This is a genomic window from Aliirhizobium cellulosilyticum (assembly GCF_014198105.1).
GTDB classification, from domain to species: Bacteria; Pseudomonadota; Alphaproteobacteria; order Rhizobiales; family Rhizobiaceae; genus Neorhizobium; species Neorhizobium cellulosilyticum.
Map to the genome: position 1 here is coordinate 82,502 of NZ_JACIGW010000005.1, position 15,354 is coordinate 97,855.

Consider the following 15,354-nt stretch of genomic DNA (forward strand, 5'->3'; position numbering starts at 1 on the left):
CACCCCTTACCGTGGCTTCTTGCCGAAGACTTTAATGTATTCGGCTTCGCCACCCTTGGCGAGCGCCTTGGCCTGGTTGAGCCAGTCGTCACGTTCAATACGGCCCTTGAAATTCAGGTAGCCGTCCACCCATTCGCGCTCGGCCTTCTTCCACGATGCGACTTGCGCGAAGGTGAATATACCGAGTTCGTGAAGGGTTGCTTCGATCTTCGGACCGACGCCGGAAATCAGCTTCAGGTCATCAACCTCAGCCGGCTTTTCGATGCCCTTAGGGCAGTTCTTGTCTTCCAGCGACGGCTTTTCGGACTTTGCGCCGGGAGCAGCCTTGACGGCTTCAGCCTTTGGGACCTCTGCAGCCGACTTATCTACCGTTGCCTTGGCATTTGCTTCGGCGGCCTTCGGCGCAGTAACCGGCGTTTTCAGCTTGGGATCGGTTTCGGGTGCCGTATCCTTCGGCTTTGCAGCCTCTGCCGGAGGAACCGGGGCTGCGTCGACAGCCGGCTCCGGCTGCGGCTCGAGATTGGTGCGGACCGGCTTGATCTCGTCGTTCAGCGTGACCGCGCCGCCTTCAGGCGCGGAGAGATGGCGTTCGATCTGCGGGCCGGGCTTGATTTCGTCACCCTTGCCTGCTTCGAACGCATCGATGATTTCTTCGAGACGCGCGGGCGTGAGGTCTTCGTAGGCATCCTTGAAGATGATGACCATCGGTGCGTTGACGCAGGCGCCCTGACACTCGACTTCTTCCCAGGACAGCGTGCCGTCGGCATTCGGCTGCAGCGGATCGTGATGGATCTTGTGCTGACAGACCTTGATCAGCTCTTCGGCGCCGCGCAGCATGCAGGGCGTGGTGCCGCAGACCTGGATATGGGCGCGGGTGCCGATCGGCTTCAGCTGGAACTGGGTGTAGAAAGTAGCCACTTCCATGACGCGGATATAGGGCATGTCGAGACGGGCCGCGACATGCTCGATCGTGGCGCGGGTGACCCAGCCTTCCTGCTCCTGCGCTCGCATCAGAAGCGGGATGACGGCCGACTGCTGCCGGCCTTCCGGGTATTTCCTGATCGTTGCCTCGGCCCAGGCCGCATTCTCTTCGTTGAAGGCGAAGTTAGCGGGCTGGAACTGTTCTTCGGCTAGTCGACGAACGGACATTCTTTCTCACGCCTTATCAGTTTATTGACACACGCCGCGAGACCACCGCAAAAGCGGCTTCGCAGGCTTTGGCAGGGATGATCGCAGCGACGGATACCATCAGCGGTCTACCTCACCGAACACGATATCGAACGAGCCCAGCACCGCCGAGACGTCCGCCAGTTGGTGCCCGCGACAGGCGAAATCCATCGCCTGAAGGTGCGCATAGCCCGGAGCACGGATCTTGCAGCGGTAGGGCTTGTTGGTGCCATCGGCCACGAGAAACACGCCAAACTCGCCCTTGGGAGCTTCGACGGCGGCATAAACTTCGCCGGCGGGCACGTGGTAGCCTTCGGTATAAAGCTTGAAGTGGTGGATGAGCGCTTCCATCGAGCGCTTCATCTCACCGCGCTTGGGTGGCACAACCTTGCCATCGGTAGCCGAGAACGGGCCGGCCTTGGCATCGCCGAGCAGGCGGTTGACGCACTGCTTCATGATCTTGCAGCTCTCGCGCATCTCGATCATGCGGATGAGGTAGCGATCGTAACAGTCGCCGTTCTTACCGATCGGGATGTCGAATTCGAGGTCGGAATAACATTCGTATGGCTGCGCACGGCGCAGGTCCCAGGCAGCGCCCGAACCGCGGACCATGACACCGGAGAAGCCGCGTGCCCAGGCATCGTTGATATCGATGACGCCGATATCGACGTTACGCTGCTTGAAGATGCGGTTGCCGGTCAGAAGATCGTCGATATCATCCAGCTTGGACGGGAACTGGTCGCACCACGCGCCGATATCCTCGACCAGCTCATGCGGCAGATCCTGATGGACGCCGCCGGGACGGAAATAGGCTGCGTGCATGCGCGCGCCACATGCACGCTCGTAAAACACCATCAGCTTTTCGCGCTCTTCGAAACCCCAGAGCGGCGGGGTGAGCGCGCCGACGTCCATGGCCTGGGTGGTGACGTTCAAGAGATGCGACAGGATACGGCCGATCTCGGAATAAAGGACGCGGATGAGCTGGCCGCGGATCGGAATTTCCAGACCGAGCATCTTTTCGACGGCCAGAGCAAAGGCATGCTCCTGATTCATCGGCGCGACGTAATCGAGGCGGTCGAAATAGGGAACGGCCTGGAGATAAGTCTTCGTCTCGATGAGCTTTTCGGTGCCGCGGTGCAGAAGACCGATATGCGGGTCCACGCGCTCCACAATTTCGCCGTCGAGTTCCAGCACAAGACGCAGAACGCCGTGCGCTGCAGGATGCTGCGGCCCGAAATTGATGTTGAAGTTACGAACGTTGTGCTCGGTCATCTGCGGCTCCATGCCAGTACTCAAGCGTACCGGGCGGGAAAAACTTGGCGTCAAACCGGCGCTTATGCGCCAGTTTCAGATTTCGGCGTCAGGTATTAGCCTTCTCGTCCCCGGGAAGGACGTATTCCGGTCCCTCCCACGGACTCAGGAAGTCGAAGCTGCGAAATTCCTGGCGGAGCTCAACCGGTTCGTAGACGACGCGCTTGAGGCTGTCGTCATAGCGAACCTCGACGAAACCGGTGGTCGGGAAATCCTTGCGCAGCGGATGACCTTCAAAGCCGTAATCGGTGAGGATGCGGCGAAGATCCGGATGGCCTGTAAACAGGATACCGTACATGTCCCAGGCTTCGCGCTCGGCCCAGTCGGCACCCGGATAAACGGAAGTGACAGACGGAACGGGCTCTTCCTCAGCCGTTGCAAGCTTCACGCGGATGCGCTGGTTCTGCTTCGGCGACATCAAGTGATAGACGACATCGAAGCGCTTGACGCGCGCCGGATAGTCTACACCACAGGCATCGATGAAATTGACGAAGGCACAGCGGGGATCGTCGCGCAGGAAAGTCAGAAGATCGACGACATTTGCACCGGTTGTGAGGAGCGTCAGTTCGCCATAGGCAATCAATGCGTCCTCGACCAGCGTGGGGCGCGCTTCGCGGATATAGTTGGAAAGTTCGCTCAAGGCTTCAGTCATGATATCCTCCTTGAAGCCTCAGCGTTCGATCGTGCCGGTGCGGCGGATCTTTTTCTGCAGCAAAAGCACGCCGTAAAGCAGCGCCTCTGCCGTGGGGGGACAGCCTGGCACATAGATGTCGACCGGCACAACGCGGTCACATCCGCGCACCACCGAATAGGAATAGTGATAATAACCGCCGCCATTGGCGCAGGAGCCCATCGAGATGACGTAACGCGGTTCCGGCATCTGATCATAGACCTTGCGGAGCGCCGGCGCCATCTTGTTGGTCAGCGTGCCGGCGACGATCATCACATCGGACTGGCGCGGAGAGGCGCGCGGTGCAAAACCGAAGCGCTCTACGTCATAACGCGGCATGGAAAGCTGCATCATCTCGACGGCGCAACAGGCAAGACCGAAGGTCATCCACATCAGCGAACCGGTACGGGCCCAATTGATCAGCTCGTCCGTCGACGTGACGAGAAACCCCTTGTCGGCGAGCTCATTGTTGATCTCGCCGAAAAATGCGTCATCGCTGCCGATCGGCTTACCGGTATTGGGATCAATGATGCCTTTCGGCTGAGGTGCAACGAGGGTGCTGCCGCTATCGACTACTCCCATTCCAGAGCTCCTTTTTTCCATTCGTAGATAAAGCCGACTGTCAAAACAGCAAGGAAGACCATCATCGACCAGAAGCCGAACCAGCCAATTTCCCCGAAGGACACAGCCCAGGGGAAGAGGAACGCCACTTCAAGGTCGAAGATGATGAAGAGAATCGACACGAGATAGAATCGAATATCGAACTTCATGCGCGCGTCATCGAATGCGTTGAAGCCGCATTCATATGCCGACAGCTTCTCGGAATCGGGAGCCTTATAGGCGACGGCAAACGGCGCGATCAAAAGCGCCAGGCCGATAACCATGGAGATTCCGATAAAGATCGCGATCGGGATGTAAGAAGCGAGAAGTTCACTCATGATATCCAACCCCTGCCTGCAAGAAGCGCCGAACGACGCATTTTTAGGCAATGCGCGGGCAAGCGAACGTGCATTGCAACAAGCCGTGACTATCGCAGCCGCGTTTCCCACGCAAGTGCTTTAACAAGCCACCCCACACGCATAGAGGTGCGAAAGACGACAAAATGTCGCGGAGGGTGACGGAAAGCCTGAAACGATTGAAAAACGACAAAGCGATAGAGCCGGGAGCATCGCAAAAAGTTATTAACAGGAGCAAAAATATCAACGTTTGCAGTGAACTTGCGCTTTGCCAAGTCTACGCACGAAAAATCACCCCTGCGACAATTGTCCGCACGGCACGAGCCCCACAAAAACAGTCGCAGCGGTTGCAGGCAACTCCGAAAACACAGGCAAAACCCTCCGCACCGGAAAGCCATCTCGCGCATTACGGGAAATCCGCGCCACCCCGGACAGCATAACCGAAACCGACACAAAACTGCCCACACGAAAAAGGTCGATCACGCAATTGCGAACGGGCAACCACCCTCCCCCGAAGATAAAGAGAGGAAACAGCAGCCGAGCGATCAGCAGGGCCGCGAAATGCAGGATGGAAGGAACAGGGCGACGTAAGTCTAAAAGCGACCGTCATGCGGTGTTTGAAACCGCATAGGTGAATAGAAATATGGAGGATAGAGAGAATGGCGCGAGTGACGGGGCTCGAACCCGCGACCTCCGGCGTGACAGGCCGGCACTCTAACCGACTGAGCTACACCCGCGCATTTGCCTTTTACGGCGGATTAACCGGGGTCAACCGATTAATCAATGAGAGAAGAATGGCGCGAGTGACGGGGCTCGAACCCGCGACCTCCGGCGTGACAGGCCGGCACTCTAACCGACTGAGCTACACCCGCACTTTCTTCAAGAAATCCACCTCCTGGAAGGGAAACCTCTTGGCCGGGCGACCTCAATCGCTCGGTTGGCGGCTGTCTAAGAGGTTCGGGATCGGGTGTCAAGCAGGTTTCAAGACAAAAGGATGACGCCTTCAATGTTTTATCCACAGCCGCTCTTTTTTGCGCATATCCGACGAAAAATTCAAAAAAACATCACGAAGGCTCTTGCGGTTTTTTTCCGATCCGCATAGATCACGGCCACCGACGCGGCGGACACGATCCGGTCTCGCGAAGGGCGATTAGCTCAGTTGGTAGAGCGCCTCGTTTACACCGAGGATGTCGGGAGTTCGAGTCTCTCATCGCCCACCATTCTTTTCTTCTCCTTTATTATGGACTGATAAGCGATTTGATTTCGCGGGTATTTGAGCCGTGCTCGCACAGATCTGCCTACTCGTTGCAAAATCCGCGCTGCCGCTCCCCCAAGCCTGTGATATGCAAGGCGTGAGCAACAGGCTGCGAACCGTGTTCTTTCTGCAGCCACATCAAATTTGTGAGAGAGCCGACCCGATGCGCTTCGCCTGCCTCCCCCTTCTCTTCGCCGCAACATTCTGCGTTTCGCCAGCCGCGGCAAAGGACACAGCAAAGCTTCGTCCCGCAACGGCAACGGAAATTCGGCAGACGCTGACAAAGACGTCCAATCTAAAAGATGCCCCAAATGGCTACCAGTATCGGGAAGGCGGCAAGATCGGCTACAGGATCGACAACGGGAAGATCTGCGTGCTCCAGCAGCGCAAAAGCGAATGCGTCACGGTCTATACCGACGGTAAGCGGCTTGAGACGATCGATCGCCGTGGAAATCGCAACTTCCTGAATTGATTCGAACGGAGTGCGGCAGAGGCGCGAATTCAGCCACGCCCTTAAAGATCTGACATTGCACATCGATCGACCGTTTTGCGACGGCTTCGGCACAATAATCTCTCCACAGGCGCCGATCTGAAAAGATTCGCGGAGCAAACTGCTCCGCCTCGTGCAAAACGGGGAAGCGACGAAGCGCTTCACGCACATGTTCGCCTTCAAAACCTTTCAGAATCAACATCCCGACTTTTTCACATCGCCGAAGACTTCGCTTTTGCCGGACGCTTTATCCCCGCCATCCCAACACCTTCTAGAATCAAGGCCCGCGCCAACAGCGCAGTGACCAGAAGGAACGGCAGGATGAAGAGAAGAATTACCCCACGACACAAGCCTTGCAGACCAGTGCGAGGTGGCAGTCATGCTTGACCTTTGCCTCTCCACCACAAGTCTGGCGACAATCCTGGGGAACAAGGTAGCCATCGTACCGCCCTACCCGGCGCCTTCGGGCTATCGCTGGAAAACAGTCACCGAGAGCGGTGCCGTCGTGCGCGAAAAGAATCAATCCGTTATCGAACTTGTAAGGACCGCGGCATGAGCGAACTTCTTTCCATTCGTCCAGCCGCGATGCGCCAAGCCGCCACCCGCTGCTTTCCGTCACTCAACTGGAATGCGACACTTCCCTGGCTGAGAGCCATTACTGTCCATACTGCACGTAGAAGGCTGATCAATCCGCGCGTCGTCTATCCGAACTGGAGGATGAGCGGTTCGTCCGAAGCATCGAGCGGTGCCGGGACGCTGAAAGTATCGCTTGAATATCCAGCCGGTGTCTTCACGCTCGCAAATGAGTGTATTGCGGTAGGCGGCTCGGCTGTCGCATTTCCCGTCGGCAATCTAGCGCTTACATTCAACGTCACGGTTCCACGCGGGGCAAAATTCTGGCTGAGGCCGCTCGTCAACATTCCCTCAGGCGTCAACTGGACACAGATGGCAGGCGGCAACGAGTCCAATTACGGCATTGCATCCGGCGATTTCATGGACATCAGCACGAGCGCCGTTGCCGACCACACCGGGGGCGGAAGCGTAGGCGCGGCTAACGGCAGTCTCTATCTTCCCATGGTCATCGCCACGGAGCATAGGGAGGCCGCGCCGATCATCTTCGGCACCAGCCGTGCTGCCGGCGGCACCTATATCAATGACAGCAACGGTAACGCCGGAATCGAGTGCGTCATCCTGGGCAGAAACCACGGCTACACCAACCACGCCATCGCAGCCACGCTTCTGGCAAGCTGGAATGCCGGCACGCATACCTATCTCGGGCAGTTGATCACAGCGGGCTACTGGACACATGTGATCAACGAATATGGCATCAACGATACCGGTGACACCGCCGCTGCCCTTGCCGGGCGCCGAACAACCTTTGCCAGCTGGGTGAAGGGACTTCGTTCGGATATCGTCGTTATCGGCGAAACGCTCTATCCACGGACCAGCAGCACGGATGGCTATGCCAGCAAGGCAAACCAGACGATTTCGAGCCAGCCGATCGCGGAATTCAACAATCTGGTACGCACCGGGATTTCCGGCGAGGACTACTGCTGGGATGCCGCTGACGGGCTCGACCCGACTCGCGAGGGGAAATACCCGGTTACACGCAATCCCAACGACGCATCTTATACGCCGACACTTTTCACCGCGGGGCTTTCCGGCACGACGCTGACAGTTTCATCCGTAACATCCGGCCCTGCACTAGGTGTGGGCGTGCCGATCAATGCCACCGGCGCTGCGCCCAGCCTTTGGATCGTAAGGCAGTTGAGCGGCACAGCGGGAACTGTCGGCACCTATGAAGTCAATCGCGCCCATAACGGGTTCCCGAACAAACCTGCCCTCGCCGCCGGGACAAGTTTCACGACCGCGGGTTACACGACAAGAGATGGCCTGCATGCAGAATGGCTCGGGGCAGAAATGATCGTCAACAACAAGGGACCAGCGCTGCTGGACCTGCTGGCGGCTTGAATACAGCCCTGCGTCACCCGATCATCCCGCTCCATTGGAGCGGGATTCTTTTTAACGCGATTGCCATTTCAAGATTCCAGGCAATGCGACGATGACTTGATACAACTTTCATGCCGATGCCAAGAGTGAGAAATCAATGGAAAAGGGCAGCGGTACTCTCCGGCATTCATCAGTTATATAGAAGACTATGCTGGAAAGACTTATTGCATATTCAAAGTACAAAGACGAAAGATCGATCCGACGATGTCTCTTCCAAAGGAAAACCTTGTTATAGTCCAATATGCGGGCGATTTTCGTGAGGCGGCATTACGGCTTTCCGAGGGTGGGGCAGAAACCTACCGGGCACAGCGCTACACGGTCGACTATGTGCAGTCTCTTGCGAGCCGCTATCATGTGACCACGATTACCGGCTTTACCGCCGAGCCTTATGACATCATTCTTCCAAGCGGCGCACGTGCCATCGGTGCCGGTTTCACTGACCGCTTCCACGCCCCGACAATTCTCGATCTCGTTCGAAAGACCAATCCCGATCGCCTGATCCTGCGTCTGCCCAACCCGATTCTGCTGAGATGGGCAGCCCGCAAAGGGGTACCGACACTGGCACTTCTTGCCGACTCGTTTCCTGCCAAAACCCTCAAAGAGCGCTTCAAGCGCCGTGTTATCGCGCACTATCTCAAGTCTCCCAACGTTACGCTTGTGGCGAATCACGGAAGAAGGGCTGCGCGCCAGCTGGTCGATATCGGCGTGCCTGCAAATAAGGTCGTCGCATGGGATTTTCCGGCACAGGATACGCCTCACGACAGAGAGGCGAAGCTTTCGGCGCAAGGCCGCAAAATCCTGTATGCCGGTCTACTGAGTGCAGCGAAGGGTGTCGATGATCTTTTGCATGCGACGGCCAGCCTGAAGCGGGACGGCAAACCGATCACGGTCGATCTTTATGGCAAAGGGGAAACCGACAGGCTGACGCAACTGGCGAAGACGCTCGGGATAGAGGCTGAAGTAACCTTCAGGGGACTTGTTGCCAACAGCGAGATGGTTCCGGCCATGTCCGCCGCAGATATCATCGTCGTGCCAAGCCGCCACGATTATTCGGAAGGGCTGCCGCTTACGATTTATGAAGCGCTTTGTTCCCGAACTCCGCTGGTGGCCTCCGACCATCCGATGTTTCTGGAGAATATCGAGGACGGTTTCAGCTGCGTCATGTTTCCTGGCGGCAACGCGAGTGCGCTCGCGACAAAGATCGACGGGGCGCTGACCGATGCCGCTCTCTACTCCAGGCTCTCGGCCAATGCCCCGGAGGCATGGGAAAAGATCCAGATTTCGCTAAAATGGGCGGACGTTATCGAAGGCTGGCTGGCCAGCCGTTAAACGAATTGGTGCATAGCAAACGCCAGGACCGAAAGAGCGATCAGCAGAATCGTAAACATGCCCTGGCGGCGAACGGGATAACCGCACATTTTCCAGAGGATGATGTAATCCGCATAACTGCGCAGACCATAGGCGACGGCTGCACCGAGCGTGCCGTAATGGTATGTCAGCAGCACCAGCGCCACCAGGTAGAAGGGCATTTCGAGAAGATGCACTTTCAGGATCGTGGTGGAGCGCCCCCAGGCTTGCAATGCGGTGTAGGGAAGTATGCCGAGGCAATTGGCCCAAAGCCCGACCGCATAGATTTTTGCGACCGCGCTGACTTCGACATAGATGGGGTCCTTGAGCCACAGGTAATAGACGAGATCGCTCGCCACGATGGCTGCACCGCAAATGCCGAACCAGATCCAGATGATCTTGCTCTTTGAGGAAAACAGCGCTTCGCGGTGGTCATCGGCGGTTCCGGTCGAGAGTTTCGGAAAGATCGATCTGGACATCGCCATAGGCAATATCCCCAACCGGCCAATCGAATTTACCGCGATACTGTAGGCGGCAACATCCGAGGCACCGGCGAAACGGGCAATGATGACCTGATCGATGCGGGTGAAGATCGGATCGAGGATATTTACGGCGGCGATCGAAGAGCCGAATTTCAGCAGCGAAATCATGGTGGACTTCGACACGGAAAACAGCGCCACTAGATCGAACAGGCGGCCGACCACAATGGCGTACAATACCAGCAGCACGAAGCGGCACAGGATGACGGCGATGATCAGATCGGGCAGATGATCGGAGACATAATAGGCCGTGAACAGCGGCACGAGCTGATAGAGTATCGACCCGACCAGCTGCAGGCTGTTGGCCATCTTGAAGCGCTCCTCGCCATCGAGAGCACCGTTCAAGGTGGACGTGATCATCAGCACCGGAATGCCAAACATCATCCAGGGGAGCGCGGTTGCAACGTCCTTGACCATCTCGCTTTCACTGTGGCCGGCATAGAGGAAAAAGGCTCCTCCCCCGACAATCGCGATCAAGGCCCCCCAGGCCATATTCAGCGCAGCGGCCGACCAGATGATATCGGCCTTCGCCTGCCTGCCCTCGGCTCGGCTGATCGCTGTCGTTACCGATCTCGAAATGCCGAAATCGAGAATGCCGAAATATCCGAAGACGATCCAGACAAGCGACAGCGCACCGTATTTCTCAGCCCCAATGGCGTGAAGATAAAGCGGTACGGTAATGAGGATGATGAGTATCGGGAGAGCCGACCCTAGAAGATTGACGGCAATATGCCTTAGATTGAACACACGCGCCCCGCGATGCAGTTAGTGAACCGACGCGGCATTGGCACCGCGCCGGATAAGATCGACAATCAGCCCTCGAGCACCTTTGCCCGCAGGTATTTTCCATAGGCGCTCTTGCCATAAGCTTCGGCCAGCTTTGTAAGGCCGGCCGCGTCGATGAATCCCATTCTGTATGCGATTTCCTCGGGGCAGCAGATCTTGAAGCCCTGGCGGCGTTCGAGTGTCGCGACGAATTCGGAGGCTTCGAGCAGGCTGTCCGGAGTTCCGGTGTCGAGCCAGGCGTAACCGCGGCCCATCTGTTCGACATTGAGAGCACCGCGCTCGAGATAAGCGCGGTTGACGTCGGTGATCTCGAGTTCGCCGCGCGGCGAAGGCTTGAGGTTGGCAGCGATTTCGACCACGTCCTTGTCGTAGAAGTAGAGCCCGGTCACGGCCCAGCTGGAGCGCGGAGCTGCCGGCTTTTCCTCGATCGAGACGGCCCGCATCGACTTGTCGAATTCGACGACGCCGTACCGTTCCGGATCGTTGACGTGATAGGCGAAGACGGTTGCTCCGTCGGGCCGCTTCATCGCGTTTGTCAGAAGATCGGTGATGCCGTGGCCGTAGAAGATGTTGTCGCCGAGGATCAGGCAGGACGGGCTGTCACCGATGAAATCGGCGCCGATGATATAAGCCTGCGCCAGACCATCCGGTGACGGCTGGACCGCGTAGCTGAGCGAGATCCCCCATTGCGAACCGTCACCGAGGAGGCGTTCGAACAGCGGCATGTCGGCCGGGGTCGAGATGATCAGGATCTCGCGGATCCCGGCCAGCATCAGCGTCGACAACGGATAAAAGATCATCGGCTTGTCGTAGATCGGCATGAGTTGCTTGGAGACGACCCGGGTCATCGGGTGAAGCCGCGTGCCGCTGCCGCCGGCGAGAATAATGCCCTTCATATGTATCGCCCCTGATCCTTAAGCTCGAGCCAGTCGCTCGACGATGATGGAAGTGGACTGTTTCCAGTCGGGAAGTCGTATGCCGTGGCGGGCCTCAAGCAGGCTGCAGTCGAGCCGTGAGTTGGCGGGCCGTTTCGCCGGGGTCGGATAGGCGCTCGACGGGATGCGGCCGACTTCAGCGGTCGGGCCTCCCATGTCGGCGGATCGTGCGAAAATCTCGATGGCGAAATCCGCCCAGCTGCCCTCACCCGTTCCGGTCAGGTGGAAGGTGCCGCGCAGGGCCGGATCGTCACTGTCGAGAAGATTGGCCGCGATGACCAAGACTGCATCGGCGATATCGAGCGCCGAGGTCGGGTTGCCGACCTGATCGTCGACCACATTCAGACTGTCGCGCGTTTCGGCGAGCTTGAGCATGGTCTTCAGGAAATTCTTGCCGAACGGGCTGTAGACCCAGGCGGTGCGCAGGATGGCGTGGTTCGGGGTTGCAGCCGTGACGGCGTTCTCACCGGCCAGTTTGGAGCGGCCATAGGCACCGATCGGCGCCACGGGATCGCTTTCGACATAGGGAGCGGCCTTGGAGCCGTCGAAAACATAGTCGGTAGAGATGTGGATGACCGGTACGCCAAGTGCAGCCGCCGCTTCAGCGATCTTGCCGGCGGCGACACCGTTGACGACGGTTGCCGCCTCCTCATCGCCTTCCGCCTGATCAACGGCCGTATAGGCCGCAGCCGAGACGATCAAGTCCGGCCGGGCCTTTTGCAATGCAGCCTCGATCGTCTCCGGTGCGGAAAGGTCGAGTTCCGGGCGACCGAGTGCGATCACCTCGAAACGTCCGTCCTTTGCGCCACGCTCCAGCAGGGACAGAACGACCTGCCCTTCCCGGCCTGTGACGACCATGCGTTTGAGAGTGCTCATGCGGAGGCTTCCTTGGCGGCAGCCTGCTTGCCGGCATCGAGCAGACCGAGACGGTTGCCTTCATAGCCTTTGCGTAGCGGTGCCCACCACCACTCGTTTTCCAGATACCAGCGCACCGTCTTTTCGATGCCGGTGTCGAAATTCTCTTCAGCCTTCCACCAAAGTTCGGTTTCCAGCTTGGTCGCGTCGATCGCGTAGCGGGCATCATGGCCCGGACGGTCGGTGACATAGGTGATCAGGCTGGCATGGGATTTGGCCTGCGGACGCAAGCCATCCATCAGCTCGCAGATGCGGGTGACGACATCGATATTACGGCGCTCGTTGCGGCCGCCGACATTGTAGGTCTCGCCGATCCGGCCCCGTTCGGCGATGATATCGAGAGCCCGGGCGTGATCCTCGACGTAGAGCCAGTCGCGAATGTTGGCGCCATTGCCGTAAACCGGCAGCGGCTTGCCATCGAGAGCGTTGAGGATGATCAGCGGGATCAGCTTTTCCGGGAAATGATAGGGACCGTAATTGTTCGAGCAGTTCGACACCACGACCGGGAAACCATAGGTGCGCGCCCAGGCCTTGGCCAGGTGATCGGATGCCGCTTTCGAAGCCGAATAGGGAGAGCTCGGATCGTAGGGGGTTTCTTCGGTAAACAGGCCGTCATCGCCGAGCGAGCCGTAAACCTCGTCGGTCGAAACATGCAGAAAGCGAAATGCCTGCTTCTCGGCCGCATCAAGCGTCAGCCAATACTGGCGGGCGCATTCGAGCATGGTGAACGTGCCGATGACGTTGGTGTCGATAAAGTCCTTGGCGCCGGTGATCGAGCGGTCGACATGGCTTTCGGCGGCGAGATGCATGATTCGGTCGGGCCGGAAGCTGGTTATCGCCTGTTCGATCGCGGCCCGGTCACAAATATCCGCCTGCAGGAACCGGTAACCGGGACGGTTGCCGATGGCCTTCACCGAGGTTTCGGTGCCCGCATAGGTCAGCTTGTCGATGTTGAGGACCTCATAGCCCTTGTTAAGGACGAGATGCCTGACGACTGCCGATCCGATGAAACCTGCTCCACCTGTCACCACTACGCGCATCTGAACAATTCTCCGTACATCATCGCGGATCACGGCCGCGGCAGGAAAGTCGAGGAAGGCAACCGAAAAGCTGCCGTCCGGGCAAGATCAGGTATGCCTCAATAGGTGAAGACGGTGCCAAGGTCGGCCAGCGACGGCTGCTTCCTGTCCTTCTCGGAAAGCGCTGCCTTATCCGCATCGACCGGCCAATCGATGCCGAGCGCCGGATCGTTCCACAACAGGCCACGATCATGTTCGGCGCTGTAATAGTTGGTCACCTTGTAGCTGATCTCGGTATTGGGTGCGAGCGTGCAGAAACCATGGGCAAAACCGGGCGGTACCCAGAGCTGCCTGCCGTTCTCGGCCGTCAGTTCGACCGCGACATGCTTTCCATAGGTCGGTGAACCGGTTCGGATGTCGACCGCAACGTCGAGCAATGCGCCTGCGATGCAGCGCACCAGCTTACCCTGCGCCATCGGATCCAGCTGGAAATGCAGCCCGCGTACCGTGCCGACTTCAGCCGAAAGCGACTGGTTGTCCTGCACGAACTCGAAGTCACCGACATGCTCGGCAAACAGCGACTGGCGGAACGTCTCCATGAAATAGCCGCGGCTGTCGCCGAACTTCTTCGGTTCAATCAGCAAGACGTCAGGGATAGCAAGCTTTGCGAAATTCATTTCGTCCGACAATCCTCAAATTTAAAGTGAGCTTCGGCACATCGCCGCTGCAGGGAGTGACCGGCATTTCGAGTGCCAGTCCCGCCTTCCCTTATCAATGCTCGTCATTGTCAATCCGACGGATATAGTTAGCAATACCGCGGCCGAGCTTGGACCCCGTTCCAGTCGACGCCGGTTCGGCGGCGACAGCGTCCAGATCGGTACGCAAAAGATCTCTCAATTCAGTTTCGTCATAGGCAACGGAAAGACCCGGCGCGCCATCCAGCTGCTGGCAGGTCGCAAGTTGGTGGTCATTGCGGTGCTCGCCCAAGGATGCCCTGCGAGGAAAAAGAATGATCGGCTTGTTATACCGACGCGCAGTCAGGACACTACCCGTCCCGGCATGAGAAACGATACGGCTGGCACTGGCGAACCTCTCGGCAAGCTCTTCAGGCAGAGCCATACGGCAAAATTCGAAATTGCGCGGGATATATTGACCGTGACCGATCTGGGCAAATATCGTTTCGGAAAGATCCGGCGCGATCGTATCCATGATTTGCACCAGGCGATCGAAGGGCAACTGCGTACCCACAGTCAGCAAGATCACAGGATACTACCCCAATAAAGAGGTCCTTTCGGACGGGACAGATGCTGCCATTGCGTGAGCCACAGATCAGCAAACTTGCCTGCAATGCGACCACTCATGGAAAGCTCGATCGAATTCGCGACGCTCTCCACCCATATGGTCCTGCAGCCGAACATCTTTCCGATCATTATCGCGATAAGCCCAGGTGCTGCGCCCGTCGAGATGACAAGATCCGGCCGCTCCCTGCGTATCAGCAAGAAGATATCTCGGGCACACCTGACCACAGACATGGGGGTATCCCGGTTACAATCTTCAATGATGTAACATTTCTCCAATCCGGCGTTTTCTGCCAGCCCCGGAAAGGTGTTTGCATAGATCATTTCGACTCCGGTCAGGTCCTCCCGCAAGACCATCATCTCATCCCAATGGCCCCCGCCAGAGGTTATTGCGAGTACCCTAGTCAAAATTGAACGCCCCTATATTCAACTCAGTTCTTACAATAACGAACCGATAACATTATTTGCCATCGAACTATGTCTACAGCAACGCAATTGAAACTCACTTACATGCTTTTTTAATTTATTATTAACGCTGATGATGTGGTTTTTCTGCCACGAGCGTTCCGGACGCCTCTACTCCCGAGACAAGCTCAATCAGCAAACCCGTGAAGCAGCTTCAGAAGTTCGACCAATCCAACCAATTTGGCATGATT

Annotated in this window: 16 protein-coding genes and 3 tRNA genes; 5 read left to right on the plus strand and 14 right to left on the minus strand. The window is 57.7% G+C overall.

The genetic code is table 11. The features are described from left to right. Positions 1-6: 6 nt before the first annotated feature. From GGE33_RS19715 to GGE33_RS19745, 7 genes are all read right to left on the minus strand, one after another. The gene (locus GGE33_RS19715) at positions 7-1,149 is read right to left on the minus strand and encodes an NADH-quinone oxidoreductase subunit E (RefSeq protein ID WP_183826930.1); all 1,143 of its coding nucleotides are present in this window, start codon (positions 1,147-1,149) and stop codon (positions 7-9) included. 99 nt (positions 1,150-1,248) lie between these two features. Beyond that, the gene (locus GGE33_RS19720) at positions 1,249-2,439 is read right to left on the minus strand and encodes an NADH-quinone oxidoreductase subunit D (protein WP_148147963.1); all 1,191 of its coding nucleotides are present in this window, start codon (positions 2,437-2,439) and stop codon (positions 1,249-1,251) included. A gap of 88 nt (positions 2,440-2,527) precedes the next feature. Further along, complete coding sequence (locus GGE33_RS19725; RefSeq protein ID WP_183826934.1) at positions 2,528-3,130, minus strand: NADH-quinone oxidoreductase subunit C; 603 nt, start codon at positions 3,128-3,130, stop codon at positions 2,528-2,530. Positions 3,131-3,148: 18 nt separating this feature from the next. Beyond that, on the minus strand, positions 3,149-3,730 hold the full coding sequence (locus tag GGE33_RS19730) for a NuoB/complex I 20 kDa subunit family protein (RefSeq protein ID WP_148147961.1): 582 nt from the start codon (positions 3,728-3,730) through the stop codon (positions 3,149-3,151). Then, positions 3,721-4,086, minus strand: coding sequence for an NADH-quinone oxidoreductase subunit A (locus GGE33_RS19735; protein ID WP_112457281.1), 366 nt, complete (start codon positions 4,084-4,086; stop codon positions 3,721-3,723). The genes GGE33_RS19730 and GGE33_RS19735 overlap by 10 nt, the downstream gene beginning before the upstream one ends. Positions 4,087-4,764: 678 nt before the next feature. After that, positions 4,765-4,841: transfer RNA gene (locus GGE33_RS19740), tRNA-Asp, on the minus strand. 58 nt (positions 4,842-4,899) lie between these two features. After that, positions 4,900-4,976, minus strand: a tRNA-Asp gene (locus tag GGE33_RS19745). Between the two features lie 272 nt (positions 4,977-5,248). Here GGE33_RS19745 and GGE33_RS19750 point away from each other — a divergent pair. The 5 genes from GGE33_RS19750 (at position 5,249) to GGE33_RS19770 (ending at position 9,188) form a co-directional block, all read left to right on the plus strand. Then, positions 5,249-5,324 (plus strand) — tRNA-Val (locus GGE33_RS19750). A gap of 198 nt (positions 5,325-5,522) precedes the next feature. Then, the gene (locus tag GGE33_RS19755) at positions 5,523-5,831 is read left to right on the plus strand and encodes a hypothetical protein (protein ID WP_183826937.1); all 309 of its coding nucleotides are present in this window, start codon (positions 5,523-5,525) and stop codon (positions 5,829-5,831) included. Between the two features lie 397 nt (positions 5,832-6,228). Then, positions 6,229-6,405 carry a hypothetical protein gene (locus tag GGE33_RS19760; protein ID WP_183685040.1) on the plus strand — a complete coding sequence of 59 codons (177 nt, stop codon included), beginning with the start codon at positions 6,229-6,231 and terminating at the stop codon, positions 6,403-6,405. Further along, positions 6,402-7,820, plus strand: coding sequence for a hypothetical protein (locus GGE33_RS19765; protein ID WP_183826940.1), 1,419 nt, complete (start codon positions 6,402-6,404; stop codon positions 7,818-7,820). Before GGE33_RS19760 ends, GGE33_RS19765 begins: the two co-directional genes overlap by 4 nt. 243 nt (positions 7,821-8,063) lie before the next feature. Next, positions 8,064-9,188, plus strand: coding sequence for a glycosyltransferase family 4 protein (locus GGE33_RS19770; RefSeq protein WP_183826943.1), 1,125 nt, complete (start codon positions 8,064-8,066; stop codon positions 9,186-9,188). Here GGE33_RS19770 and GGE33_RS19775 read toward each other — a convergent pair. The 7 genes from GGE33_RS19775 to GGE33_RS19805 all read right to left on the minus strand — a co-directional run bounded on the left by GGE33_RS19775 (position 9,185) and on the right by GGE33_RS19805 (position 15,022). Then, entirely contained in the window at positions 9,185-10,492 is a 1,308-nt protein-coding gene (locus GGE33_RS19775) for an oligosaccharide flippase family protein (RefSeq protein WP_183826948.1), read from the minus strand. The two genes, GGE33_RS19770 and GGE33_RS19775, sit on opposite strands and share 4 nt — an antisense overlap. 65 nt (positions 10,493-10,557) lie before the next feature. After that, positions 10,558-11,427, minus strand: coding sequence for a glucose-1-phosphate thymidylyltransferase RfbA (gene rfbA / locus GGE33_RS19780; RefSeq protein ID WP_183826951.1), 870 nt, complete (start codon positions 11,425-11,427; stop codon positions 10,558-10,560). Between the two features lie 18 nt (positions 11,428-11,445). Beyond that, the gene (gene rfbD, locus GGE33_RS19785; RefSeq protein WP_183826955.1) at positions 11,446-12,342 is read right to left on the minus strand and encodes a dTDP-4-dehydrorhamnose reductase; all 897 of its coding nucleotides are present in this window, start codon (positions 12,340-12,342) and stop codon (positions 11,446-11,448) included. After that, on the minus strand, positions 12,339-13,421 hold the full coding sequence (rfbB, locus tag GGE33_RS19790; protein WP_183826958.1) for a dTDP-glucose 4,6-dehydratase: 1,083 nt from the start codon (positions 13,419-13,421) through the stop codon (positions 12,339-12,341). Before rfbB ends, rfbD begins: the two co-directional genes overlap by 4 nt. Positions 13,422-13,519: 98 nt before the next feature. Beyond that, positions 13,520-14,077, minus strand: a complete 558-nt coding sequence (gene rfbC, locus GGE33_RS19795; protein ID WP_183826961.1) for a dTDP-4-dehydrorhamnose 3,5-epimerase — start codon at positions 14,075-14,077, stop codon at positions 13,520-13,522. 94 nt (positions 14,078-14,171) lie between these two features. Further along, positions 14,172-14,663: a glycosyltransferase gene (locus GGE33_RS19800; protein ID WP_183685038.1), complete on the minus strand. Its 492-nt coding sequence runs from the start codon at positions 14,661-14,663 to the stop codon at positions 14,172-14,174. After that, the gene (locus tag GGE33_RS19805) at positions 14,660-15,022 is read right to left on the minus strand and encodes a glycosyltransferase family protein (protein ID WP_206829484.1); all 363 of its coding nucleotides are present in this window, start codon (positions 15,020-15,022) and stop codon (positions 14,660-14,662) included. Before GGE33_RS19805 ends, GGE33_RS19800 begins: the two co-directional genes overlap by 4 nt. Between the last annotated feature and the right edge of the window lie 332 nt (positions 15,023-15,354).

Bases quoted from the DNA above. Each gene is read 5' to 3' on its own strand.
- GGE33_RS19765 (WP_183826940.1), top strand. From the start codon at position 6,402: ATGAGCGAACTTCTTTCCATTCGTCCAGCCGCGATGCGCCAAGCCGCC.
- GGE33_RS19755 (WP_183826937.1), top strand. From the start codon at position 5,523: ATGCGCTTCGCCTGCCTCCCCCTTCTCTTCGCCGCAACATTCTGCGTT.
- GGE33_RS19725 (WP_183826934.1), bottom strand. From the start codon at position 3,130: ATGACTGAAGCCTTGAGCGAACTTTCCAACTATATCCGCGAAGCGCGC.
- GGE33_RS19735 (WP_112457281.1), bottom strand. From the start codon at position 4,086: ATGAGTGAACTTCTCGCTTCTTACATCCCGATCGCGATCTTTATCGGA.
- GGE33_RS19715 (WP_183826930.1), bottom strand. From the start codon at position 1,149: ATGTCCGTTCGTCGACTAGCCGAAGAACAGTTCCAGCCCGCTAACTTC.
- GGE33_RS19760 (WP_183685040.1), top strand. From the start codon at position 6,229: ATGCTTGACCTTTGCCTCTCCACCACAAGTCTGGCGACAATCCTGGGG.
- rfbD (WP_183826955.1), bottom strand. From the start codon at position 12,342: ATGAGCACTCTCAAACGCATGGTCGTCACAGGCCGGGAAGGGCAGGTC.
- GGE33_RS19720 (WP_148147963.1), bottom strand. From the start codon at position 2,439: ATGACCGAGCACAACGTTCGTAACTTCAACATCAATTTCGGGCCGCAG.
- GGE33_RS19805 (WP_206829484.1), bottom strand. From the start codon at position 15,022: ATGATCTATGCAAACACCTTTCCGGGGCTGGCAGAAAACGCCGGATTG.
- rfbC (WP_183826961.1), bottom strand. From the start codon at position 14,077: ATGAATTTCGCAAAGCTTGCTATCCCTGACGTCTTGCTGATTGAACCG.
- rfbA (WP_183826951.1), bottom strand. From the start codon at position 11,427: ATGAAGGGCATTATTCTCGCCGGCGGCAGCGGCACGCGGCTTCACCCG.
- GGE33_RS19730 (WP_148147961.1), bottom strand. From the start codon at position 3,730: ATGGGAGTAGTCGATAGCGGCAGCACCCTCGTTGCACCTCAGCCGAAA.
- GGE33_RS19770 (WP_183826943.1), top strand. From the start codon at position 8,064: ATGTCTCTTCCAAAGGAAAACCTTGTTATAGTCCAATATGCGGGCGAT.
- rfbB (WP_183826958.1), bottom strand. From the start codon at position 13,421: ATGCGCGTAGTGGTGACAGGTGGAGCAGGTTTCATCGGATCGGCAGTC.